This is a genomic window from Natronogracilivirga saccharolytica, assembly GCF_017921895.1.
GTDB lineage: Bacteria > Bacteroidota > Rhodothermia > Balneolales > Natronogracilivirgulaceae > Natronogracilivirga > Natronogracilivirga saccharolytica.
Genome location: NZ_JAFIDN010000005.1, coordinates 133,488 through 153,750, shown reverse-complemented (window position 1 = coordinate 153,750; position 20,263 = coordinate 133,488). Strand labels below are relative to the sequence as shown.

At 49.5% G+C, this 20,263-nt stretch carries 15 protein-coding genes and 1 tRNA gene; 10 read left to right on the top strand and 6 right to left on the bottom strand.

Annotated features, from left to right (window positions below):
• The first annotated feature begins 297 nt into the window (after positions 1–297).
• Positions 298–1,971, top strand: a complete 1,674-nt coding sequence (gene ilvD, locus NATSA_RS08185; RefSeq protein ID WP_210511532.1) for a dihydroxy-acid dehydratase — start codon at positions 298–300, stop codon at positions 1,969–1,971.
• A gap of 91 nt (positions 1,972–2,062) precedes the next feature.
• On the opposite strand, the gene NATSA_RS08180 is transcribed toward ilvD, so the two are convergent.
• Positions 2,063–2,587: a hypothetical protein gene (locus NATSA_RS08180; RefSeq protein ID WP_210511531.1), complete on the bottom strand. Its 525-nt coding sequence runs from the start codon at positions 2,585–2,587 to the stop codon at positions 2,063–2,065.
• A gap of 246 nt (positions 2,588–2,833) precedes the next feature.
• Here NATSA_RS08180 and NATSA_RS08175 point away from each other — a divergent pair, with 246 nt between their 5' ends.
• From NATSA_RS08175 to NATSA_RS08145, 7 genes are all read left to right on the top strand, one after another.
• Positions 2,834–3,532: a cytochrome c biogenesis protein gene (locus NATSA_RS08175; RefSeq protein ID WP_246481747.1), complete on the top strand. Its 699-nt coding sequence runs from the start codon at positions 2,834–2,836 to the stop codon at positions 3,530–3,532.
• Positions 3,533–3,574: 42 nt separating this feature from the next.
• Positions 3,575–3,835 (top strand): CcmD family protein, encoded by a 261-nt coding sequence (locus NATSA_RS08170; RefSeq protein WP_210511530.1) that lies wholly within the window; start codon positions 3,575–3,577, stop codon positions 3,833–3,835.
• Between the two features lie 39 nt (positions 3,836–3,874).
• Positions 3,875–4,270, top strand: a complete 396-nt coding sequence (locus tag NATSA_RS08165) for a cytochrome c maturation protein CcmE domain-containing protein (protein ID WP_210511529.1) — start codon at positions 3,875–3,877, stop codon at positions 4,268–4,270.
• Between the two features lie 6 nt (positions 4,271–4,276).
• A complete protein-coding gene (locus NATSA_RS08160; protein ID WP_210511528.1) occupies positions 4,277–7,006 on the top strand; it encodes a heme lyase CcmF/NrfE family subunit in 2,730 nt (909 codons plus the stop codon).
• Positions 7,007–7,014: 8 nt separating this feature from the next.
• Positions 7,015–7,824, top strand: a complete 810-nt coding sequence (locus NATSA_RS08155) for a hypothetical protein (RefSeq protein WP_210511527.1) — start codon at positions 7,015–7,017, stop codon at positions 7,822–7,824.
• A 50-nt stretch (positions 7,825–7,874) separates the two neighbouring features.
• Positions 7,875–8,630: a tRNA pseudouridine(38-40) synthase TruA gene (truA, locus tag NATSA_RS08150; RefSeq protein WP_210511526.1), complete on the top strand. Its 756-nt coding sequence runs from the start codon at positions 7,875–7,877 to the stop codon at positions 8,628–8,630.
• A 64-nt stretch (positions 8,631–8,694) separates the two neighbouring features.
• A tRNA-Asn gene (locus NATSA_RS08145) sits at positions 8,695–8,766 on the top strand.
• A gap of 59 nt (positions 8,767–8,825) precedes the next feature.
• Here NATSA_RS08145 and ahcY read toward each other — a convergent pair.
• Both ahcY and NATSA_RS08135 read right to left on the bottom strand, forming a co-directional pair.
• Positions 8,826–10,136: an adenosylhomocysteinase gene (gene ahcY / locus NATSA_RS08140; protein WP_210511525.1), complete on the bottom strand. Its 1,311-nt coding sequence runs from the start codon at positions 10,134–10,136 to the stop codon at positions 8,826–8,828.
• Between the two features lie 124 nt (positions 10,137–10,260).
• Positions 10,261–11,178 carry a PfkB family carbohydrate kinase gene (locus tag NATSA_RS08135; protein ID WP_210511524.1) on the bottom strand — a complete coding sequence of 306 codons (918 nt, stop codon included), beginning with the start codon at positions 11,176–11,178 and terminating at the stop codon, positions 10,261–10,263.
• 544 nt (positions 11,179–11,722) lie between these two features.
• Here NATSA_RS08135 and metK point away from each other — a divergent pair.
• A complete protein-coding gene (metK, locus tag NATSA_RS08130; protein WP_210511523.1) occupies positions 11,723–12,898 on the top strand; it encodes a methionine adenosyltransferase in 1,176 nt (391 codons plus the stop codon).
• A gap of 231 nt (positions 12,899–13,129) precedes the next feature.
• Here metK and NATSA_RS08125 read toward each other — a convergent pair whose 3' ends face one another.
• The 3 genes from NATSA_RS08125 to NATSA_RS08115 form a co-directional block, all read right to left on the bottom strand.
• Entirely contained in the window at positions 13,130–14,071 is a 942-nt protein-coding gene (locus tag NATSA_RS08125; protein WP_210511522.1) for a hypothetical protein, read from the bottom strand.
• 161 nt (positions 14,072–14,232) lie between these two features.
• Positions 14,233–15,072, bottom strand: coding sequence for an SAM-dependent methyltransferase (locus NATSA_RS08120; RefSeq protein WP_210511521.1), 840 nt, complete (start codon positions 15,070–15,072; stop codon positions 14,233–14,235).
• A gap of 62 nt (positions 15,073–15,134) precedes the next feature.
• Positions 15,135–15,935, bottom strand: coding sequence for a glycine/sarcosine N-methyltransferase (locus NATSA_RS08115; RefSeq protein WP_210511520.1), 801 nt, complete (start codon positions 15,933–15,935; stop codon positions 15,135–15,137).
• A 550-nt stretch (positions 15,936–16,485) separates the two neighbouring features.
• Between NATSA_RS08115 and metH the strand changes: the two genes are divergently transcribed.
• Positions 16,486–20,193: a methionine synthase gene (gene metH / locus NATSA_RS08110; protein ID WP_210511519.1), complete on the top strand. Its 3,708-nt coding sequence runs from the start codon at positions 16,486–16,488 to the stop codon at positions 20,191–20,193.
• Positions 20,194–20,263 lie beyond the last annotated feature (70 nt).

The window sequence follows — 20,263 nt, the reverse complement described above, 5'->3', positions numbered from 1 at the left end:
ATAAAAGACAAAATAGAAAAACAGGTTTAAATAAAAAGGGAAAAACATGCAATAACACAATTAAATATGATTGTGAAAGCGCTTTTTGAATAAATATTGCTGTAATTTCATGATGGCTGTCGTTGAAAACATCATAGAGCCATCAAGGCTTCATATAAAATTCGTAATTCTATTTTGTATTTTGATCTTGAGAATATGGCATGAATGTGGTAGCATATTGCGTCTTTGAATTATGTGCCGGCATTATCCGCACCCTGCAGGCACGACCCGAAAATAAATGGTTTAAACATTATTATTATGGAATTGAATAAATACAGCAGTCGACTGACCCAGGTACGCTCACAGGTCGGCTCCAGGGCCATGCTTTACGCAACCGGCCTGAAGGAGGAGGATTTTGACAAGCCGCAAATTGGCATAGCCAGCATGGGATGGGATGGAAATCCGTGCAACATGCACCTCAACGAACTGGCTGAACTGGTGAAAAACGGGGTTGTCGATGCCTCTATGATCGGATATGTATTTCACACGATCGGAGTGAGCGACGGCATATCCATGGGTACTACCGGCATGAAGTATTCCCTCCAGTCTCGTGATATCATCGCTGATTCCATCGAAACAGTCGCAGCAGCACAGTGGTATGACGGAGTGATCGCCCTGCCGGGATGCGACAAGAACATGCCGGGATCGGTAATGGCAATGGCCCGGCTCAACCGGCCGTCAATTATGGTTTATGGCGGGACCATCCGCCCGGGTAATTTCCACAGCAACAAACTCGATATCGTTTCGGCGTTTGAAGCCTGGGGACAGTATGTCACAAAGAAAATCGACGAAGATGAACTGGATGATGTGCTGAAGCATGCCTGTCCGGGTGCCGGCGCCTGCGGCGGCATGTACACGGCCAATACCATGGCATCGGCCATCGAGACCATCGGACTGAGTCTTCCCTACAGCTCTTCCATACCCGCAACATCCGACGACAAGCGCGAAGAGTGCGTGCGTGCCGGTGCCGCCATGAAGACTCTGCTGGAGAAAGAGCTCACGCCGGACAAGATCCTGACCCGGAAAGCCTTCGAAAACGCCATCACCGTGGTAATCGCGCTGGGCGGGTCGACCAATGCCGTGCTTCATCTGCTGGCCATGGCGCACTCGGCAGGTGTGGAACTTGATATTGATGACTTCCAGCGTTTTTCAGACAAAACACCATTTCTGGCCGATCTGAAACCAAGCGGTAAATTTGTGATGGAAGATCTGTACGATGTCGGAGGAGTGCCGGCCGTCCAGAAATTGCTTTTGAAAGAAGGTTTCCTGCACGGTGACTGCCTGACGGTAACCGGAAAAACAATGGAAGAAAACCTGGAAGAACTGCCAGGCCTGAAAGAGGGGCAAACGATCATTTCACCGGTCTCCGAACCCATCAAAAAGACGGGGCATCTTTCCATTCTGTACGGAAACCTTGCCGAAGAAGGTGCTGTTGCAAAAATTACCGGAAAGGAGGGGACTCACTTCAAGGGAACGGCCCGCGTATTCAACTCAGAGGAGGAGTCGCTGCAGGGCATATCGGATGGAAAAGTGCAGTCGGGCGATGTGGTGATTATCCGTTATGAAGGTCCCAAAGGCGGACCGGGCATGAGGGAAATGCTCTCGGTGACATCAGCCATCATGGGTGCCGGACTCGGCAATGATGTTGCTCTGATCACGGACGGCAGATTTTCAGGTGGTACTCATGGATTTGTGGTCGGTCATATCACACCCGAGGCCCAGACAGGCGGACTGATCGCACTGGTTGAGGATGGTGACACCGTCAGCATCGATGCCGTTGAAAACCGGATTGAAGTGGACATATCCGATGCGGAAATTGCCCGGCGCAGGAAGAACTGGAACCCGCCTGCTTACAAAGCGAAGCGGGGAGCCTTGTTCAAATATATCCGTAATGTTTCTTCGGCGTCGCAGGGATGTGTGACGGACGCCTGAAACGGCCGGCCCGGGCGTTGTTCGTATGCGGGATTAATGATGTCAGGATGCCAGAGCAACCTGCAGTCTGTGGTTGCAGCACCAGGGGATTTCAGGACTCAAATTTCCTGAGCTCCTGCTGATAGTCTTTCTCGGAGATCAGGCCCTGCTGCCAGAGTCCGACCAGCTCATTTTTCTTGTCCAGTGTACCGGAAGGGTGGGGCGGTTTGGTTCTCTCCACTTCTTCACGGATCTTCATCCGCTCGCGTTCCGATGCCGCAGCGTCCTCAATGAGCGTGGCAATGGGTTCGGGGTCAGATATGGCCGTAATATCGGCTGATCCTGTGGAGTGGGAGACAACGATACTGCCGATTCCGAATCGTTTCAGCAGCGGAGACCAATGTACCTTGCATCCGGTTACATCAGCAAGAGTTATCGTTTCACGGTCATCTTTACGTTCAATGGTGATGCCGGAATTGCTTATGCGATAGACCGTTGCATTCAGTTTTTTCCGGTAGTGCCAGATAAGCCATATTCCCAGCCCGAGCAGCGGAACAAGCAGTACGCCCAGGGCAAACCGGCCCAGATAAAGCCGCCAGTCGGGGTGCAGGTCGTAAGTTTGCTTTTCTTTCGGCATATTCGGCCTTATGTATTTACGCTCTAATCGGCAGTTGTGCTTCCGTGGAATTTTTCAGCATTCCGGAATTTCCGGTACATGCCGGTTGTTACTGTGATGTCAAATTAAACACATACAAACGCCATGTCATTCGCAAATACGTGGTAATATCCGGAGTTTTTATTACATTTGGACTTATCCGGATTTTGCCGGCCGGTCATTGCACATCGCGTTCACTGATCACTAATTGCAGTTCTTGTTTAGCAGATGCCAAAAATTTCTGTCTGGAAGTATATACTTATTGTCTGGATGACAGCCGTGCTCACGGCGGGATTTCTGATGCCCGTTCCTGACATCCCCATCCTCCATGAGACCTCCCGAAACCTGTTTTTCCATGTGCCCATGTGGTTTGCGATGACTGTGGTGTTTGCCGGGGGACTCATTTTCAGTATCCGGTATCTGGCAAGCAATAATATGCGGATGGACGCCCTTGCCGAATCTGCAACGATGATCGGAATTCTTTTCGGAATTTGCGGACTGCTGACCGGCTCATTGTGGGCGCGATTCACCTGGGGCACCTGGTGGACATTCGCAGAACCGAAAATGAATTTGTCAGCCATGGCCCTGATGATATATGTGGCCTATTTTATATTGAGATCTGCATTTGATGATCCGGAAAAGCGGGCCAAAACGGCCGCCGTCTACAACATTTTTGCTGCTACTACGGTGCCTTTTTTGCTTTATGTCATTCCCCGTCAGCTTCCCAGTCTTCATCCCGGTGCTGACGGAAATCCGGCATTCAGCGATCTGACGGCGCCTGAACTTCGCCTTGTTTTCTATCCGGCCGTACTGGGCTTCATCGGCCTGGCAATCTGGATCATCCAGCTGCGCTACCGCTATCTGATGCTGGAATCACATGACGGCAGTTTTGAAAATCCTCCGAATCCGGAAAAATCTGCGGAATAACCGTGCATTTTTAAACGTTTAAGCGTAAATTAATTCTTTCTCATGACCGTTCTGATACATCTGTTATTCGTCCTCGCATTCACGGTATCCGACACACTCTCTGCCGCCTACGGCGATACGTGGGAAGGAGTTCAGGATCCCGAATACGGGAATGTTTTCATGCAGGCAATGGCATCAAACAATCTTATATTTGTAGTACTTGGAGTCAGCCTTATAATCTGGTTTGTTCTTGTGGCCTACCTGATACGGCTCGAGAAGAAACTTGAGCGGCTTGAGGAAAAGCAGTCCAGGCAGAATTCGTGATATCTTAATATATATTGCAGACCCACAGTCAATAAAAATATGCGTCCTCGTCTTGTTTTCGGAATTATCGGCATCATCGGGTTTACATCGCTGGTGATGTTCAACTTCAGTCAAAGCATCTCTTCTTATGTTGATTTTGAGCAGGCGTCTCAGATGAACGGTGACCGGATTCACGTGGTCGGTATCTGGGATGACTCCAAACCGGCGTCGTTCTCTACCGAAACCATGACGTTCAACTTTTACATGAAAGATGAGTCGGGGAACTCACGGCGCGTTACCTATCCGCGGCCCAAACCCAACAATTTTGAACAGGCTGATCAGATCGTAGTTATTGGCGAAATGCGCGGCGATACTTTTGTATCCAATGACATGCTCGTCAAGTGCCCTTCCAAATACAATGACGCTGTCAGTCCCGAACTTTCTGAACTTCAGTAGGATCCCATGATTGGAATTCTCGGCCAAGCCACTCTTTCCCTCGCATTTGTCAGCTCCATCCTTGCCACCTGGTTTTACTACGTCGCCGCGCGTAACGGCAGGGAAAACAGCGAATCGATTGCCAATGCCATTTTCTTTCTGAAAGGGGCGTTTACGTTTTTTGCTTCCGGACTGCTGGTCTATCTCATTTTCACCCATCAGTTCCAGTACTATTACGTCTACAATTATACCAGTACCGACCTGCAGAATGTCTATCTCTGGGCAGCATTTTACAGCGGACAGGAAGGCAGCCTGTTGTTGTGGATTCTGTCATCCTTTCTGGTCGGACTTGCCATCATCCGCTGGGCCACACCGACCTACCGTGCCCCGGTTATGTTTTTCATGACTCTGACGCAGGTATTTCTGTTGTCTATGGTTTCGGGATTTCCGATTCCCGGATGGGGAGACCTCGGGGCATCACCTTTCCGAACCCTGGCATCCGAAATGCCCGACGCCCAGGTATTCCGCAACAATCCCGATTTTGTGCCATCCGAAGGGAGCGGCCTCAATGATTTGCTTCGCAGTCCCTGGATCATCATCCACCCGCCGGTGATTTTTCTCGGATTTGCGATGATGACCGTACCCTATGCTTTTGCACTGTCCAGTCTCTGGAAACGCAAGTACCATGAGTGGATTCACGCAGCGCTGCCCTGGACCCTGGGTGCCAGCCTCTGCCTGCTAACGGCCATTTTCCTGGGCGGATACTGGGCATACGTCACACTTTCATTCGGAGGCTACTGGGCATGGGACCCGGTCGAAAACGCCTCACTGGTCCCGTGGATATTCGGACTCGCCGGAATCCACGCCATGCTGATCCAGAAAAAACACGCCAGTTCACACAAGGCGTCCATCATTTTTGCCATACTGGCTTACGTGACAGTAGTATATCAGACCTTTCTGACACGATCGGGCATTCTTGGCGATTCATCCGTGCACAGTTTTGTTGATCTCGGCCTGTATAACCACCTGTTGCTCTTCATGCTCGTTGTTGCGGCGATTGGTGTCGGCATGCTGGCATACCGCTACCGCGATCTGCCGAAACCCGGGAAAGAATCACCGTTCCTCAGCCGCGAATTCATGATGTTTGCCGGTGCGATGGTGTTGTTCCTCGCAGGGCTGGTCATCATACTGGGAACCAGCTCACCTGTTCTTGGACGCCTTTTTGTAGACAATCCCACACCGCCGGACCAGACGTTTTACAATAACTGGACGCTGCCATTCGGCATACTCATCGGTCTGATGACCGTTATTACCCAGATGCTCTGGTGGAAACGCCATGATGCCGAATCGCTGGCCTCAGCGCTGATTGTCCCGACACTCATTGCCTCGGTTGTGACCATTACGGCTGTCATTTTGTCGGATATGTCCAACCTGGCCTACATGATCTACCTGTTTGCCGGTATCTTTGCCATTGCCGGAAACGGGAAAGTTATGCTGCAGCTCATTTGGAAAAATCCCCGGCGGGTCGGCGGAACGTTCACTCATATCGGCTTTGCGGTAATGATGATCGGCTTCCTGGGATCGGCATTTGACCGGCCCATGGTCGATGCCCAGACCCGTGAATATAACCGGGCCGTCGCTGCCGGACAGGTGACTGATGATGACGGATTTCGTGTGAATCAGGAGATCGAGTTCGTTGAGTTGGAGAAAGGCAAGCCGAAGCTTATTGACGGACGTTACATGGTTACGTTCAAGGGTGCCGAGATCACAGAGCACAACCGGCCCGGCGAGCAGGAGTATGAGGTGCTTTTTGAAGATGTGGATTCGGGTGAATCCTTTGTGATGAAGCCATCCGTCTATCCGATGCTGTCGAATTCATCGCCGGGAGCTGTAGAGTGGACGGTAGATGTGGATGTGCGCGGCGGCTGGTTATCTGATATTTTCATGTATGTAGCCGGGTCGTATCTGGTAGATCAGGAAATAGAACGCATGGCGCAGGAAAACCCTGATCAGCATCAGTCCATCGATCAGCTGGGTCCGGAAATGGCAGAGCATGATCCCGACGAATCCACGGTACGTATCCCGCGCGGCGGCACGGTAGAGATCGGAGAGTACACCCTGAACTTCAGGGATTACATTTATATTGATGAGGATGAGCTGCCAGAAGGAAGCATCATCGGTGTCAAGGCCGACATTGTCTTCGTGCACCGTGAAACCGGCGAGACTCATGAACTTCAGCCTGAGTATGTCCTCACATCGGACGGTGAGTCACAGTATGCCGTAAACCCGCCTGAGGAGCTTGGAATAGCTGACGGATCCATCCGCTTTCTCGAAGTTCTTCCCGAAAGCGATGAAATTGAAATCGAACTGACAGGCGTTGAGGGTGCTCCGGAACGGGAATGGATCCTGCTTGCGGCAGAGCACAAGCTGATGATATCGGTAGTCTGGCTTGGAACATTTTTGTTGATGATCGGTTTCAGTATCTCTATTATATATCGCTGGGCTGATCAGAAGAAACGGGAACAGCAGGATAAACGCGACAGGGAACAGGCATCCGGGGATGATGATAAAGCCGAATCCGAATTTGAAGCTGAAGCTGAAGCTGAAGCTGAATCTGAAGATCGGTCCGGTAAGCCGGTTGAGCCGTCTCTTAGTGATCCGGATGGTGAGCAGAATGACAAGGCGAACAGCTCATCCGGAAATGGTCAGCCGGAAGAAGACAATATTATTGATGATAGATCCTCAAAAAATAAATAAGGACAGTGATGACATTTCGGTTTAGCGCAATTGCTTCTGCAGGAGTATGTATCTGGCTGATGGTGCTTTCAGGGGCTGTTGCTTATGCCGCCGAAACCGCTGGTGAAACCAGTTCGCTTTCCGGTCAGGAAACCACCCCGTCCGGGCTGAAGACCGCCACCCTGTCCGGTGATCATGTTACCGCCGCGGCAGGAGAAGCGGATACAAGACCCGGCGATTCAGGCTGGAACAATGACAATACGGGCGGAGAGCCACCGTCGCAATGGGGTGCCTTGCTGCGTTCGTTCATTATGCCGGGATGGGGGCACTATTATGTGGATTCCGATAACTGGCGGAGGGGACAATATCATTTGGGTGCGGAAGTGGCATTGATTGCGGCTTATTTCGGCATCAGCCGGCATGCCAATGTTATCGAAAACAACATGTACACCCATGCCAGGGCCTATTCCGGCGTAGATATCCAGAAGCACGGGCGGGCATTCGAGCTTGCCGTGGGCAGCCATTTGTCGCTGTCAGCCCATAATGATTTTCAGGAGCGCACCCGTAACCTTGACCGCCTTTTTCCGGATGATCCCGATTACCGGTGGGAGTGGGAATCGGATGAGAAGCGACAGGAATACCGGGATCTGCGATCGCGGCGGGATGATCTTGACCAGCAGCTTCCCACACTGGGTGCGATCATGGTGGTCAACAGGGTTTTGAGCGGTATCAGTGCATTCAACAGGGCAAGGGACTATGTGAATACGGATGCCTCGGTATACGTCGCGCCTGGTCCGGAACGACGGGGATTTCGGGCCACGCTGGCCATTCCGTTCTGAAGCCCGGAAATTTGCACGGCCGGAGATTGTTCCGGCGATGATACGGATATATGCCAAGATATCTCATTGAGCTTGCTTATGACGGCACACAGTACAGGGGATGGCAGAAGCAGCCGGATACCCGAACGGTACAGGGTGAAGTAGAGCAGGCACTGCAGACAGTTATTCAGGAAGACATTCGCCTGTACGGGTCCGGCCGGACGGATGCGGGTGTACACGCCCTGCATCAGTGCGCACATTTTGATACGTTCATACCGGTAGAAGAAGACTGGCTGGTCAATCGTCTGGGCCGGATACTGGATGATGATCTTTATATTCATGCCATTCGCGAGGTGCCGGAGCATTTCCACGCCCGTTTTGATGCCGGATGGAGGGAGTACAGGTATCAGCTGCTGCTTCGGCCTGATCCGTTCAAGAGGCTGTATGCCTGGTATCCCGGTGACGGAATGGCGTGGGAAGCGATGGGTGAGTGTCTGCACATGCTTCAGGGTGAAATGGACTTTGCCGGCTTTTCCAGGAAGACACCGGACCTGCCCCACACCAGGTGTACCGTTTTCAAGGCGGAAATGACTTCAGGATCCGATTCCGTGGTTGTCATCCGGCTTCAGGCCAACCGCTTTTTACGCTCAATGGTAAGATCACTTGTCGGAGGACTGGTCACCGTCGGTATCGGGAAAAAAAATATCGATTGGTTCAGAATTCACTTGAAAGAGGGCCGGGAAATTGATAACATTGCCCTTGCTCCGGCAAGAGGACTTTTTCTTCAGAAAGTTTTTTATCCGGACAGCGTTTTGGACTTGACTTGATGTTACCATCGTTCTTATATTTGTTATCTGTCAAACGAAGTTAACGATTTGACATAACTGCCACTCCTCCGTAGCTCAATGGCAGAGCATTCGGCTGTTAACCGAAGGGTTACTGGTTCGAATCCAGTCGGGGGAGCAAAAAAAAGGCGAATCCATTCATTTGGGTTCGCCTTTTTTATTTTCGGAGTACCGCTATCAGTACCGGTACGCATCGGATTTGTAGGGTCCTTCGGGCGCTACGCCGATATACTCACATTGCTCGTCATTAAGCTCGTCAAGCTCCACACCGATCTTCTTCAGATGCAGGCGGGCTACCTTTTCGTCGAGATCTTTTGGCAGTACGTGCACGCCCACGGTGAAATCATCGGGACGCTGCCATAATGCCATTTGTGCCAGTGTCTGGTTTGTGAAGCTGTTACTCATGACAAAGCTGGGGTGTCCCGTGGCATTACCCAGATTCATCAGGCGACCCTGGGACAGCAGAATAATCTCGCGATCATCGTTCATGCGGAACAAGTCCACCTGTGGCTTGATATTGGTTTCCGCGGAATTATTTTTGAGCCAGGCTACGTCAATTTCGTTATCGAAGTGACCGATATTACCCACAATGGTTTTGTCTTTCATACGGGAGAAGTGTTCACCGGTTACCACATCTTTGTTTCCGGTTGCGGTAATAACGACATCGGCCTCTTCTACCGCATCGGACATCTTTTTGACTTCATAGCCGTCCATGGCTGCCTGCAGCGCACAGATCGGATCTATTTCAGTGACGATTACTCTGGCACCGGCTCCGCGCAGTGAGGCTGCCGATCCTTTGCCCACATCGCCGTAACCGGCAACGACAGCTACTTTCCCGGCCATCATGACATCGGTGGCACGGCGAATGGCATCAACACACGATTCCTTGCAGCCATATTTATTGTCAAATTTTGATTTTGTCACCGAATCGTTGACGTTGATTGCCGGTACCGGGAGTGTGCCGGCTTTCACACGGTCGTGCAGGCGCAAAACACCGGTCGTTGTCTCTTCGGAGATTCCACGCAGGTTTTTTGCCAGCTCAGGATAGTGATCCAGAACCATATTGGTCAGGTCGCCGCCATCATCCAGAATCAGGTCCAGTGGCTTTCCGTCATCGAAAAACAGCGTCTGTTCAATACACCAGTCATACTCCTCTTCGGTCAGTCCTTTCCAGGCATAGACCGGTACACCGGCCTTTGCGATTGCCGCGGCAGCATGATCCTGGGTCGAGTAAATATTGCAGGAAGACCACTGAACTTTGGCACCCAGTTCAATTAGTGTTTCAATGAGCACGGCGGTCTGGATGGTCATATGCAAACATCCGGCAATGCGCGCTCCCTTTAGTGGTTTTTCCGGTCCGAACTCCTCGCGAAGGGCCATCAGACCGGGCATTTCTGCTTCGGCCAGACGAATTTCCTCACGTCCGTATTCATGAAGTGATATATCAGCTACTTTATAGGGGAGTTTTTTTTCTTTAACTACAGTCATAGATAGTCAGATTTTTGGGTTGCTGTTAGACAGTTGAAAATTCAAGTGAACGTTTTTTTTGCGACCCGCATGGCGACAGGCCGGTTTTTCTACCGTTCATGACAATACCGGATCAATGTGCCATTCATGATCTGCCCGGAATCCGGCTCAGACCCCGGAGTGCATCGTAGCGGCTGTCAATCTCGCTGCGATCAAGTCCGGCAAAACGTCCGGGGCCAAACTTTTCCACGCAAAATGCGGCCAGGGCCGAGCCGTACGCTACGGCTTCCCTCAGAGTATTTTCATCCAGAGTATCAGCCTGGTCAAGCCATCCGGCAAAAGCTCCCATGAATGTATCGCCGGCACCGGTTGGATCCACAATACCCGGTACGGGAAATGCCGGTGCTGTAAAAAGCAGCTCATCGGAATAAAGCTGCGCACCGTGTTCCCCCTTCTTTATAATGAGATAGGAAGGACCCATTTTCCGGATTTCCCTGGCACAATCGGCAAGCTGTGATTTTCCGGTTAGTTCTTTTGCTTCCTGATCGTTGATAATTGCGATATCAACACGTGATATCGCATCTTCCAGTGCTTCACGGGCACCGGAAATCCAGAAGTTCATAGTATCCAGAAGAGTCAGGCGTGGTTTTCTGACCTGATCGAGAACGTTTCGCTGCAGTGAGGGTTCAATATTTCCAAGGCAAAGAATGGAACTGTCTTTCCAGGAATCCGGAATGACAGGGTCAAAATGTTCGAAAACATTCAGCTGAGTGTCCAGGGTATCCCGGCTATTGAAGTCGCTGTGATACCGGCCCTTCCAGAAAAATGTCTTGCCGCTCTGGTCGATCCTGAACCCGTCCAGATCGATATTGTGATCCGTTAAAAACTGCAGATCCTGTTCATCAAAATCATTGCCGGCCGTTCCAACAAGACGAACGGGGCTGGTAAAAAAAGATGAGGCGACTGAGGCATACGTAGCGGACCCTCCAAGAATCCGGTCCACTTTTCCTGCGGGGGCTTCAATACCGTCATACGCAACTGAACCAACAATAAGAACACTCATAAAAAAAAAGGATTATTTAATGACAAAAATTATGAAAAATTCCGTTTGATTTATTCTCTGTACAAACTACAAAAATATGCTTCTGAACACAAAATATATGAGCAGTAAATAAGACAAAAATCGGGTAGAAAAAGAAAAAAAAACGGTTTTAAACCATGTAATCTATATTTCTTTTTATGTAAAAAACCAAGGTTAAAACGATATAATGTCGCTTTTAAATATGAAGCTCATATTCTGTTAAAATTAAACTAAAAAAAAGAGTATAAATCGCGTATTTTGGTTGAGATTTTATATATAAAATGATAGACTTGTAGCCAGAAGAAATAAATAAAATCGGCTGATAACTTTCTTATCAGAAAAAGAAAGAGCGACAGAACACATAACAGGACGTAGTGCCGAAATAAACTGGCAAAGTGAGCCACATTCGGATCAGTCAGCCGGTCCGTGAACCCGCCTTGGTGTATGTCATGCTACGGCGGGGTATGCTTTATATTATAATGGCATCACTTCGCAAATTAATAACAAGGAAAATGAGGTGTATAACATGTCTGAGTATCTTTTTACATCCGAATCAGTAACCGAGGGTCATCCCGACAAAATGGCAGATCAGATATCTGATGCTGTATTGGACAGCGTTTTAAAAAAGGATCCGGAAGGAAGGGTGGCTTGTGAAACTTTTGTAAATACCGGTCTGGTATTGGTTGGTGGCGAGATTACTACCAAAACGAGCCTGGACATACCCGGTATTGTGACCCGAAAAGTCCGGGAAATAGGCTATGAGGGTTCAGAAATGGGTTTTGATTACAAGACCTGTGCAATTCTGAACAATATCGGCCAGCAATCACCTGATATTGCCCTTGGGGTTAACGAAGGCACGGGTGAGGATAAAGACCAGGGAGCAGGTGACCAGGGCATGATGTTCGGTTACGCCGTAAATGAGACCGATGAGCTCATGCCGTTGCCCATCCAGCTTGCACACAGGCTGACCCGCAGAATGGCCGAAGTGCGCAAAAACGGTACATTGCCATTCCTGCGTCCGGACGGAAAATCACAGGTTACGGTAAAATATGATGAACAAACCGGCAGGCCAACCGGTATTGATACGGTGGTATTGTCTACACAGCACGATGAAGATGTAACACTGGATGACATACGTGAAGCACTTCTGGAGCATGTAATCAAACCGGTTGTACCAGAGCATTTAACCGATTTTGAGGACATAACCCTGCATGTTAATCCGACAGGCCGGTTTGTGATTGGCGGCCCGCAGGGAGATGCCGGACTGACAGGCCGGAAAATCATCGTAGATACCTATGGCGGAAGTGCCTATCATGGCGGCGGTGCCTTTTCCGGCAAGGATCCTTCAAAGGTTGACCGTTCTGCTGCTTATGCCGCGCGGTATGTAGCCAAGAATGTGGTAGCTGCTGGCCTGGCTGACCGCTGCTCGATTGGCCTGGCCTATGCTATAGGAATATCCGAACCGGTTTCCATCTGGGTGGATACCTATGGGACGGGCAAAATCGAAAATCGTCAGCTCACGGATGCCATTCGCGATCTGTTTCCGCTTCGCCCAAAGGACATCATCGACTCTCTGGATCTTAAGCAGCCGATATATGAGCAAACCGCTGCATACGGTCATTTCGGGCGGGAAGGACTGCCCTGGGAGAACACAGATAAGGTCGCAGAGCTGGAAAGTCTGCTGCATGAGCTGGCGAAATAGCGTTTTAAAAGTGGATGATGATCAGCATGATCAGCCGGTTTGAAAAAATAAGCCGGTTTGAAAAGCCGTGTATCGTATGCTGGTAAGAAATCATCATCACAGCTCATTCAGCAATACGGCTGGACGATACGGCTGGATAAATAAAAGGCCGGGCAAGAAATGATCTTGTCCGGCCTTGATTTTCTACAGTCCTTACAGTCTGGCTGCCTTTACCTCAGCAACATGCTATAGTTAATCTTGCGCTACAGCAACCGAGTCCAGTGTCCGGGCCAGGGCCGCCGCATTCGGGTAGTTTCTTTTGCCCATTACGGAAATATTCTTGCCCATCGAAAGCGGAACCGGAAGCTGAAGGTTTTCTTCGAGCAATTCATGCCATACCTGTTCCATGTGCGCGATTGATTTGGCTGCCGGGTTTTCACTTTCCAGTATTTCCTCTTCCAGATCATCCGGGATATAGACACCCAGCCAGCGCAGAAAATTGATATCTTTTTCAGATGATATGGGCGAAAAACTCCAGTAAATCACAGGCGGTTCGGAAACGTTGTGTTTTTGAAGCATCCCGGAGAATTCATTCATGACCTTTTTTGCTGATGCTGACTCCGTAATGATCTGGGTTGTAAAGAAATCGGCACCAGTCCTGAATTTATAGAACATGCGTTCCGCCTCGGAAAAATCTCCTTCATTTCGTGTGGGAATGCAAATATTACCAACAGAAAAATCGGTAGGCGGACATCTGTCTTTATCATTGAAATGCCGTTTACCGTCGTTGAGTCCGTTTTTTACCAACTCATTGCCTTCCGGAACGGATGGTCCCTGATATTCAATTTCCGGAGATTCTCCGCCTACGAAAACTACATTGCGAATATCATATTGCTCATGGGTTTCCAGAAGCCATTCTTCCTGATCTTCAGGAGTTTCTTTGACAATTACTCTGTTGATAACGGCCGGAACATCAACCATTTCAGTAAGTTTATGTGCCCATTCCCTGGGAGCTATCCTTTGGCGAAAAGGGCTGGTCCTTTTACCTTTATCGCTTTTTTTAGACTCATTCTGGATCTCCGGGATATTGAGTATGTCTATGTCAACCTTATCCCGGAGCATTTCCAGATAGGCGGCATGATCATTCAGGCGTTCCTGTTCAAGCCCCTTTTCCGGAGGCAATATTTCGATCATTAACGGACACCGGTTTTCTCCGGCAGAAATTGTTGTGATTTTTTTACTAATCATAAAAGGCTCTTATTTCGACTTACACAAAAAGAGTGCATCTGCCGATGCACTCCGGTGTGAAAGTAAGAATTTTTAAAATCCCGATTTTTCAGGTTGCAACAGCATTGTTATTGTTTTTGGAAATGCATGATGCCCCAGGAGAGATATCCGTTCGAAGCACCATCAATCCAGTGCTGCAGTCCTTTTTTCATGTTCTGCAAATACTGCTGACTGACATGTTCTCTCAGCTTATCTTCCTGCATTTCGGTGTTTTTAAGTACCGCTGAATAATGTCGCTGCAGTTGATCCGTCATTTCCAGATAGTCGATCTCTTTCAGGCCGAATTCAGCGGCAGTTTCCCGGTAAAACCCGGGTGAACCCATACTTTCGAGATGAATCCGGTCAAAAATGGGTTGCAATACACCTTCCGGACAGTTGTCTGCCTGCATGGGGTCGGTGAACACAAATTCGCCACCGGGCTTGAGAATCCGCGAGACTTCTTCAATTACTTTTTTACGTGCCGGACTATGCAGCAGGGCATCCTGTGACCAAACGAGATCGAAACTTTCGTCATCGAACGGTACTTCGGCATAATCCCCGTCGATAACATCAACAAGATTGTCAAGGTTTTGCTCACGGTTCAATTTTCGGGCACGGTTATTTTCCACTTCGCTGAGATTGAGCGCAGCCACGCGGCATCCGTATTGACCGGCCAGAAAACGGGCAGTTCCGCCGTAACCGGAACCAAGATCAATTATGCGTGAGGAGGCATCAGGACGGTTCAGCAATTGCTCTGTCATGCGCTTTTGTGTCCTGCGGCTTGCGTCGGGTATGGAGTCGCTCTCCGATTCATACAATCCGACATGAATGTCCTCACCGCCCCATATGGTAGCATAAAAGGTATCGGCATCGCTGCTGTTGTAATAATCGCGTGCGATATCTACAGGGTTTAATGTTTCGTTACTCATGGTTTTGCTCCTGTGAAATTTCTGTTTGCAGTTTATGAATGGCAGTTCCGAATGGGGGCGTATTATTGCTTGTGATATTTCTTTTCTGCCATGTGAATGAAAAAGTCCGGATCTTTTCTGCGATAGGTTTCCTGAAAGTCTCCGTAGGTGTCCACCCGCTGAAATCCTACTTCTTTCATCAATTTGGAGGTGTACTCCTGACGCAAGGGAAACATGTTCAGGTAGTAGGATTCGGCGCCCCCTTCAAACTGGTAGCGGAACCGGGCCAGGCCTTCATCGATATATTCCGGTTCAGCCTGTACTTCATCACCACAATAGTAGTATTTCTCTTTGTTGGAGTATCCGTAGTCCAGTATGCTGTCATAATTTCGCTGATCCAGAATCAGAATACCGTCATGGTTCAATACGGAATAGAATTCAGCAAGTGCCTTGCGGCGGTCATTTTCGGAAAACAGATGTGTAAATGAGTTGCCCAGGCAGATGACGGCATCGAATTTTTCGTGGATGTCTTTCCCAAGCCATCTCCAGTCAGCCTGCACTGTTCTGAGTATCTGATTTCTGGCTTTGGCATTTTCGAAAGCGCGGTACAGCATTTCCGGACTTCCATCGGCGCTGACAACATCAAAACCGGCCTCCAGCAGTCTGACCGAATGATAGCCGGTGCCAGCGGCGACGTCCAGTACTTTTTTTGCCCCGCACTGCCTGAGTACATCAATAAAGAAGTTGCCTTCGCCTTCCCCGCGTTTGTCCCAGTCAATCAGGGCATCCCATTTTTCTACAAATTGTTCGATATATTCTTGTTGATATTGGTCGCTTTGGCGGACAGCTGTCGGGTCGCTGCCATAATTTTGTTTTTGTGACATGTCGAAGCTTTTGTTTTGCGATTTACAGTCCAGTATTTAAAGTACTGAAAGGCTCAGAATTAACTCTTCATTGCAGCACTGGCATGCTGATTTTGTTCCTGTCACCTCAGTCCTTTTTTATTCGAAAGTGTACGTTTTCGGAACATTACCTGACAAGATATTTTTCTTTGGGTAATATCCAAATAAAATATCGGGGAAAATCCTGTTCACTATAAGTAAATAATGTAAAAATTGTACGTAAAAAAGCTTTATCGGGAGTTATTGTATTTATACATAACAAAGATTGATAGAATTAAATATATCAATTGCGGTATCTGTTCAAAATGCTGACATAATTCTTTTTTATGATCGATATTTCGTCAGATTTGAAAGGTGGCGTTTGTGAGAGGAAATGTTATGTAAAAAATACTTGCATATTAAGAGAAATATATTATGATTAATGTCGATAAAAATGTTAGGTGAAGAATATTGCAGAAAATCATGCAATAATCCTGAGAAATGTTGGTGGTATACTTAGAGGTATCGCCCTTAAAAAAAACTGACTGTAGAAATGACAACATTACGAAAAGCTCTTCAGCATCGCATTCTGGTACTTGACGGTGCCATGGGGACCATGATTCAGAAGCACTCGCTCAATGAGAATGACTTTCGCGGCGACCGGTTTTCAGACCACAGCAGTGAGCTTCAGGGAAACAATGATCTTCTGAGCATTACCAGACCGGATATCATCAGCAGTATTCACGACGAGTTTTTAGATGCTGGAGCTGATATTGTTGAGACAAATACCTTCAGCTCGAATCTTATATCCCAGAAAGACTATGGGCTGGAAGATCTTGTTTATGAGCTGAACTATGAATCGGCCAGACTGGCCCGAAGTGCGGCCGATGAGTGGACACACAAAACTCCGGAGAAGCCACGGTTCGTTGCAGGTGCGATAGGTCCTACCAACCAGACCCTGTCGCTGTCACCTGATGTCAACGATCCCGGATACCGTGCCGTCACATTTCAGGATATGGTGGAGTGTTATGCCGGACAGATTCCCGGTCTGATTGATGGCGGGGCAGATGTGCTGCTGGTGGAGACCATCTTTGACACGCTCAATTGCAAGGCGGCTCTGTACGCCATACAGCAGTACCGCAGAAAAACCGGGAAGAAGGTTCCCGTGATGATCTCAGGAACCATTGTGGATCAGAGTGGGCGCACCCTTTCTGGCCAGACGACCGAAGCCTTCTGGATATCGGTCTCGCATATGCCTGATCTGATCAGTGTCGGATTGAACTGCGCCCTGGGTTCGGGCCAGATGCGTCCGTTTGTAAAAGAACTGGCAGAAGTGGCTTCGGTTCCCGTATCGCTTTATCCCAACGCCGGACTGCCCAACGAGTTCGGCGGATACGACGAAACTCCGCAATTTATGGCAGCCCGGCTGGATGAGTACCTTAATGAAGGTTGGCTGAACATAGTAGGAGGGTGTTGCGGAACAACGCCGGAGCACATTACCCGTTTTGCCGAAGTAGCCGGTCGTCACAATCCGAGGAGCATTCCGGATCAGGATCCCTGGCTCAGACTCAGCGGACTTGAACCGGTGGTCATCCGGCCGGAAACCAATTTTGTCAACATTGGGGAGCGGACCAATGTCACCGGATCCAAAAAATTTGAGCGGCTGATCAAGGAAGAACAATACGAGGAAGCCTTGTCGGTCGCCCGGGATCAGATTGAAAACGGAGCGCAGATCATTGATATTAACATGGATGAGGGGATGATCGACTCGGAAGCGGTCATGACCCGGTTTCTGCATCTTATTGTTGCCGAGCCTGATATTTCGCGTGTGCCGGTTATGATTGACTCGTCCAAATGGTCGGTACTGGAAGCCGGTTTGCAGTGCCTGCAGGGAAAATCAATTGTCAACTCGCTGAGTCTGAAAGAAGGGGAAGCCGACTTTCTGGAAAAAGCCGCCAGGGTTCGTGACTATGGCGCTGCTGTTGTAGTAATGGCATTCGACGAAAAAGGGCAGGCCGATTCATTCGGTCGCCGGAAAGAAATATGCGAGCGAGCCTACCGGCTTCTGACCGAAGAGATCAATTTTCCCGCCCAGGATATCATTTTTGATCCCAATATCCTGACTGTGGCTACCGGGATATCCGAGCACAACAACTATGCTGTCGATTTTATCGAAGCTACCCGGTGGATCAAGGAAAATCTCCCGCTGGCAAAAGTCAGCGGCGGATTGAGCAATATCTCCTTTTCCTTCAGAGGAAATAACAAAGTCCGGGAGGCGATGCACAGTTCGTTTCTCTACCATGCCATCCGTGCCGGACTGGATATGGCGATTGTGAATGCCGGTCAGCTGGAAGTATACGAGCAGATCCCCGAAGAGCTGCTCGGGAAGGTCGAGGATGTGTTGTTCAACAAACGCGAGGATGCCACGGAAAGACTGGTGGATTATGCAGAGAAAATCAAAGAAGAACCGGAGGAGTCCGCGGAAAAGAAGCAGGCCTGGCGCGAAAAGCCGGTAGCTGAGCGACTTGAGCATGCCCTGCTCAAGGGAATTGTCGATTACGTAGAAGAAGATACCGAGGAAGCCCGGAAGCAGTGTGATCAGGCCCTTGAGGTCATTGAAGGCCCTCTGATGGACGGAATGAACGTGGTCGGGGATTTATTTGGCGAGGGCAAGATGTTTCTGCCTCAGGTAGTCAAAAGTGCCAGGGTAATGAAAAAAGCGGTAGCCTTGCTGATTCCGTACATTGAAGAGGAGAAAAGGAAGAATAAAGATTCCCGGCCCAAAGGAAAGGTCCTGCTGGCAACAGTCAAAGGCGATGTGCATGACATTGGAAAAAATATTGTCAGCGTAGTTCTCAGTTGCAATAATTATGAGGTGATTGACCTGGGAGTGATGGTGCCGGCTCAAAAAATACTGGAAGAGGCGAAAAGCCGGAAGGTGGATGTGATCGGCCTCAGCGGCCTGATCACCCCGTCGCTTGACGAGATGGTCAACATTGCCAGGGAAATGGAGCATCAGGGATTTACATTGCCGCTGCTCATTGGCGGTGCCACCACTTCGCGTATCCATACGGCTGTGAAAATTGCTCCCAACTATAGCGGTCCGGTCATTCATGTGCTCGATGCCTCCAGAAGTGTCCCGGTGGTCAGCAATCTCCTTTCTGATACAGAGAGGGAGAATTATGCACAAAGTGTAGAAGAAGAATACGAAAAACTGCGCAGCCGTCATGCCGGCCGCAGCAGGAGCAAAAAGCTGATCAGTTTCGGAGAGGCAAAGGAAAATGCGGCAAAAATTACCTGGGATAAGCAGCACTTGGCTGTTCCGGACCGGACCGGAATCGTGGATCCCGGAGCTCCGGACATTGGTCTTCTCAGAAAATACATAGACTGGACGCCGTTCTTTATCACCTGGCAGCTCAGCGGAAAGTATCCGTCCATTTTTGAAGACCCGAAATACGGAGAACAGGCCAGGCGACTGTTCGATGATGCCCAGCATATGCTGGACAAGATCATCAGCGAACAGTGGCTGCAGACCAGTGCCGTGTGCGGGCTTTTTCCGGCGAACAGCACGGGTGAGGACATTGAGGTCTACACCGATGATACGCGTGAGCAGGTGCGAGCGGTATTCCGGATGATGCGCCAGCAGACACGCAAACGCGGCGGCCAGCCCAATAAATCTCTGGCTGATTACATTGCACCCAAAGAAAGCGGGCTGCCCGATTACATCGGATGTTTTGCCGTGACGGCCGGTCACGGAATAGAAGAGCCGCTTGCCCGTCTCGGGGAGAACCATGATGAATATGGTGCCATCATGCTCAAGGCGCTCGCGGACCGGCTGGCTGAAGCCGCAGCCGAATGGCTGCACGAAAAAGTAAGAAAGCAAATCTGGGCCTATGCTCCTGACGAACAGCTTGACAATAAGGATCTGATCAAAGAGGTCTACCAGGGCATCCGGCCGGCCCCGGGGTATCCCGCCAATCCGGATCACACAGAAAAACAGACGCTTTTTGAATTGCTGGAAGCAACTACCAGAACCGGAATTACCCTTACAGAAAGCTATGCCATGTATCCGGCTTCCTCGGTATCCGGACTTTATTTTGCGCATCCCGGGGCTGATTATTTTTCTGTAGGTGAAATCGGCAGAGACCAGGTTGCGGATTATGCCCGCCGTAAGAACATGACTCTTGAAGAAGCCGAAAACTGGCTGGCACCCAATCTGTCGTACGACCCGGACAGGGACACCGAGGCGGCACCGTCATAACCAATGTGCCTTTTCATCAACCCAAGCTGTCGGAAAAGCATTATTTATTCTATATTGCCAACTGCTTATT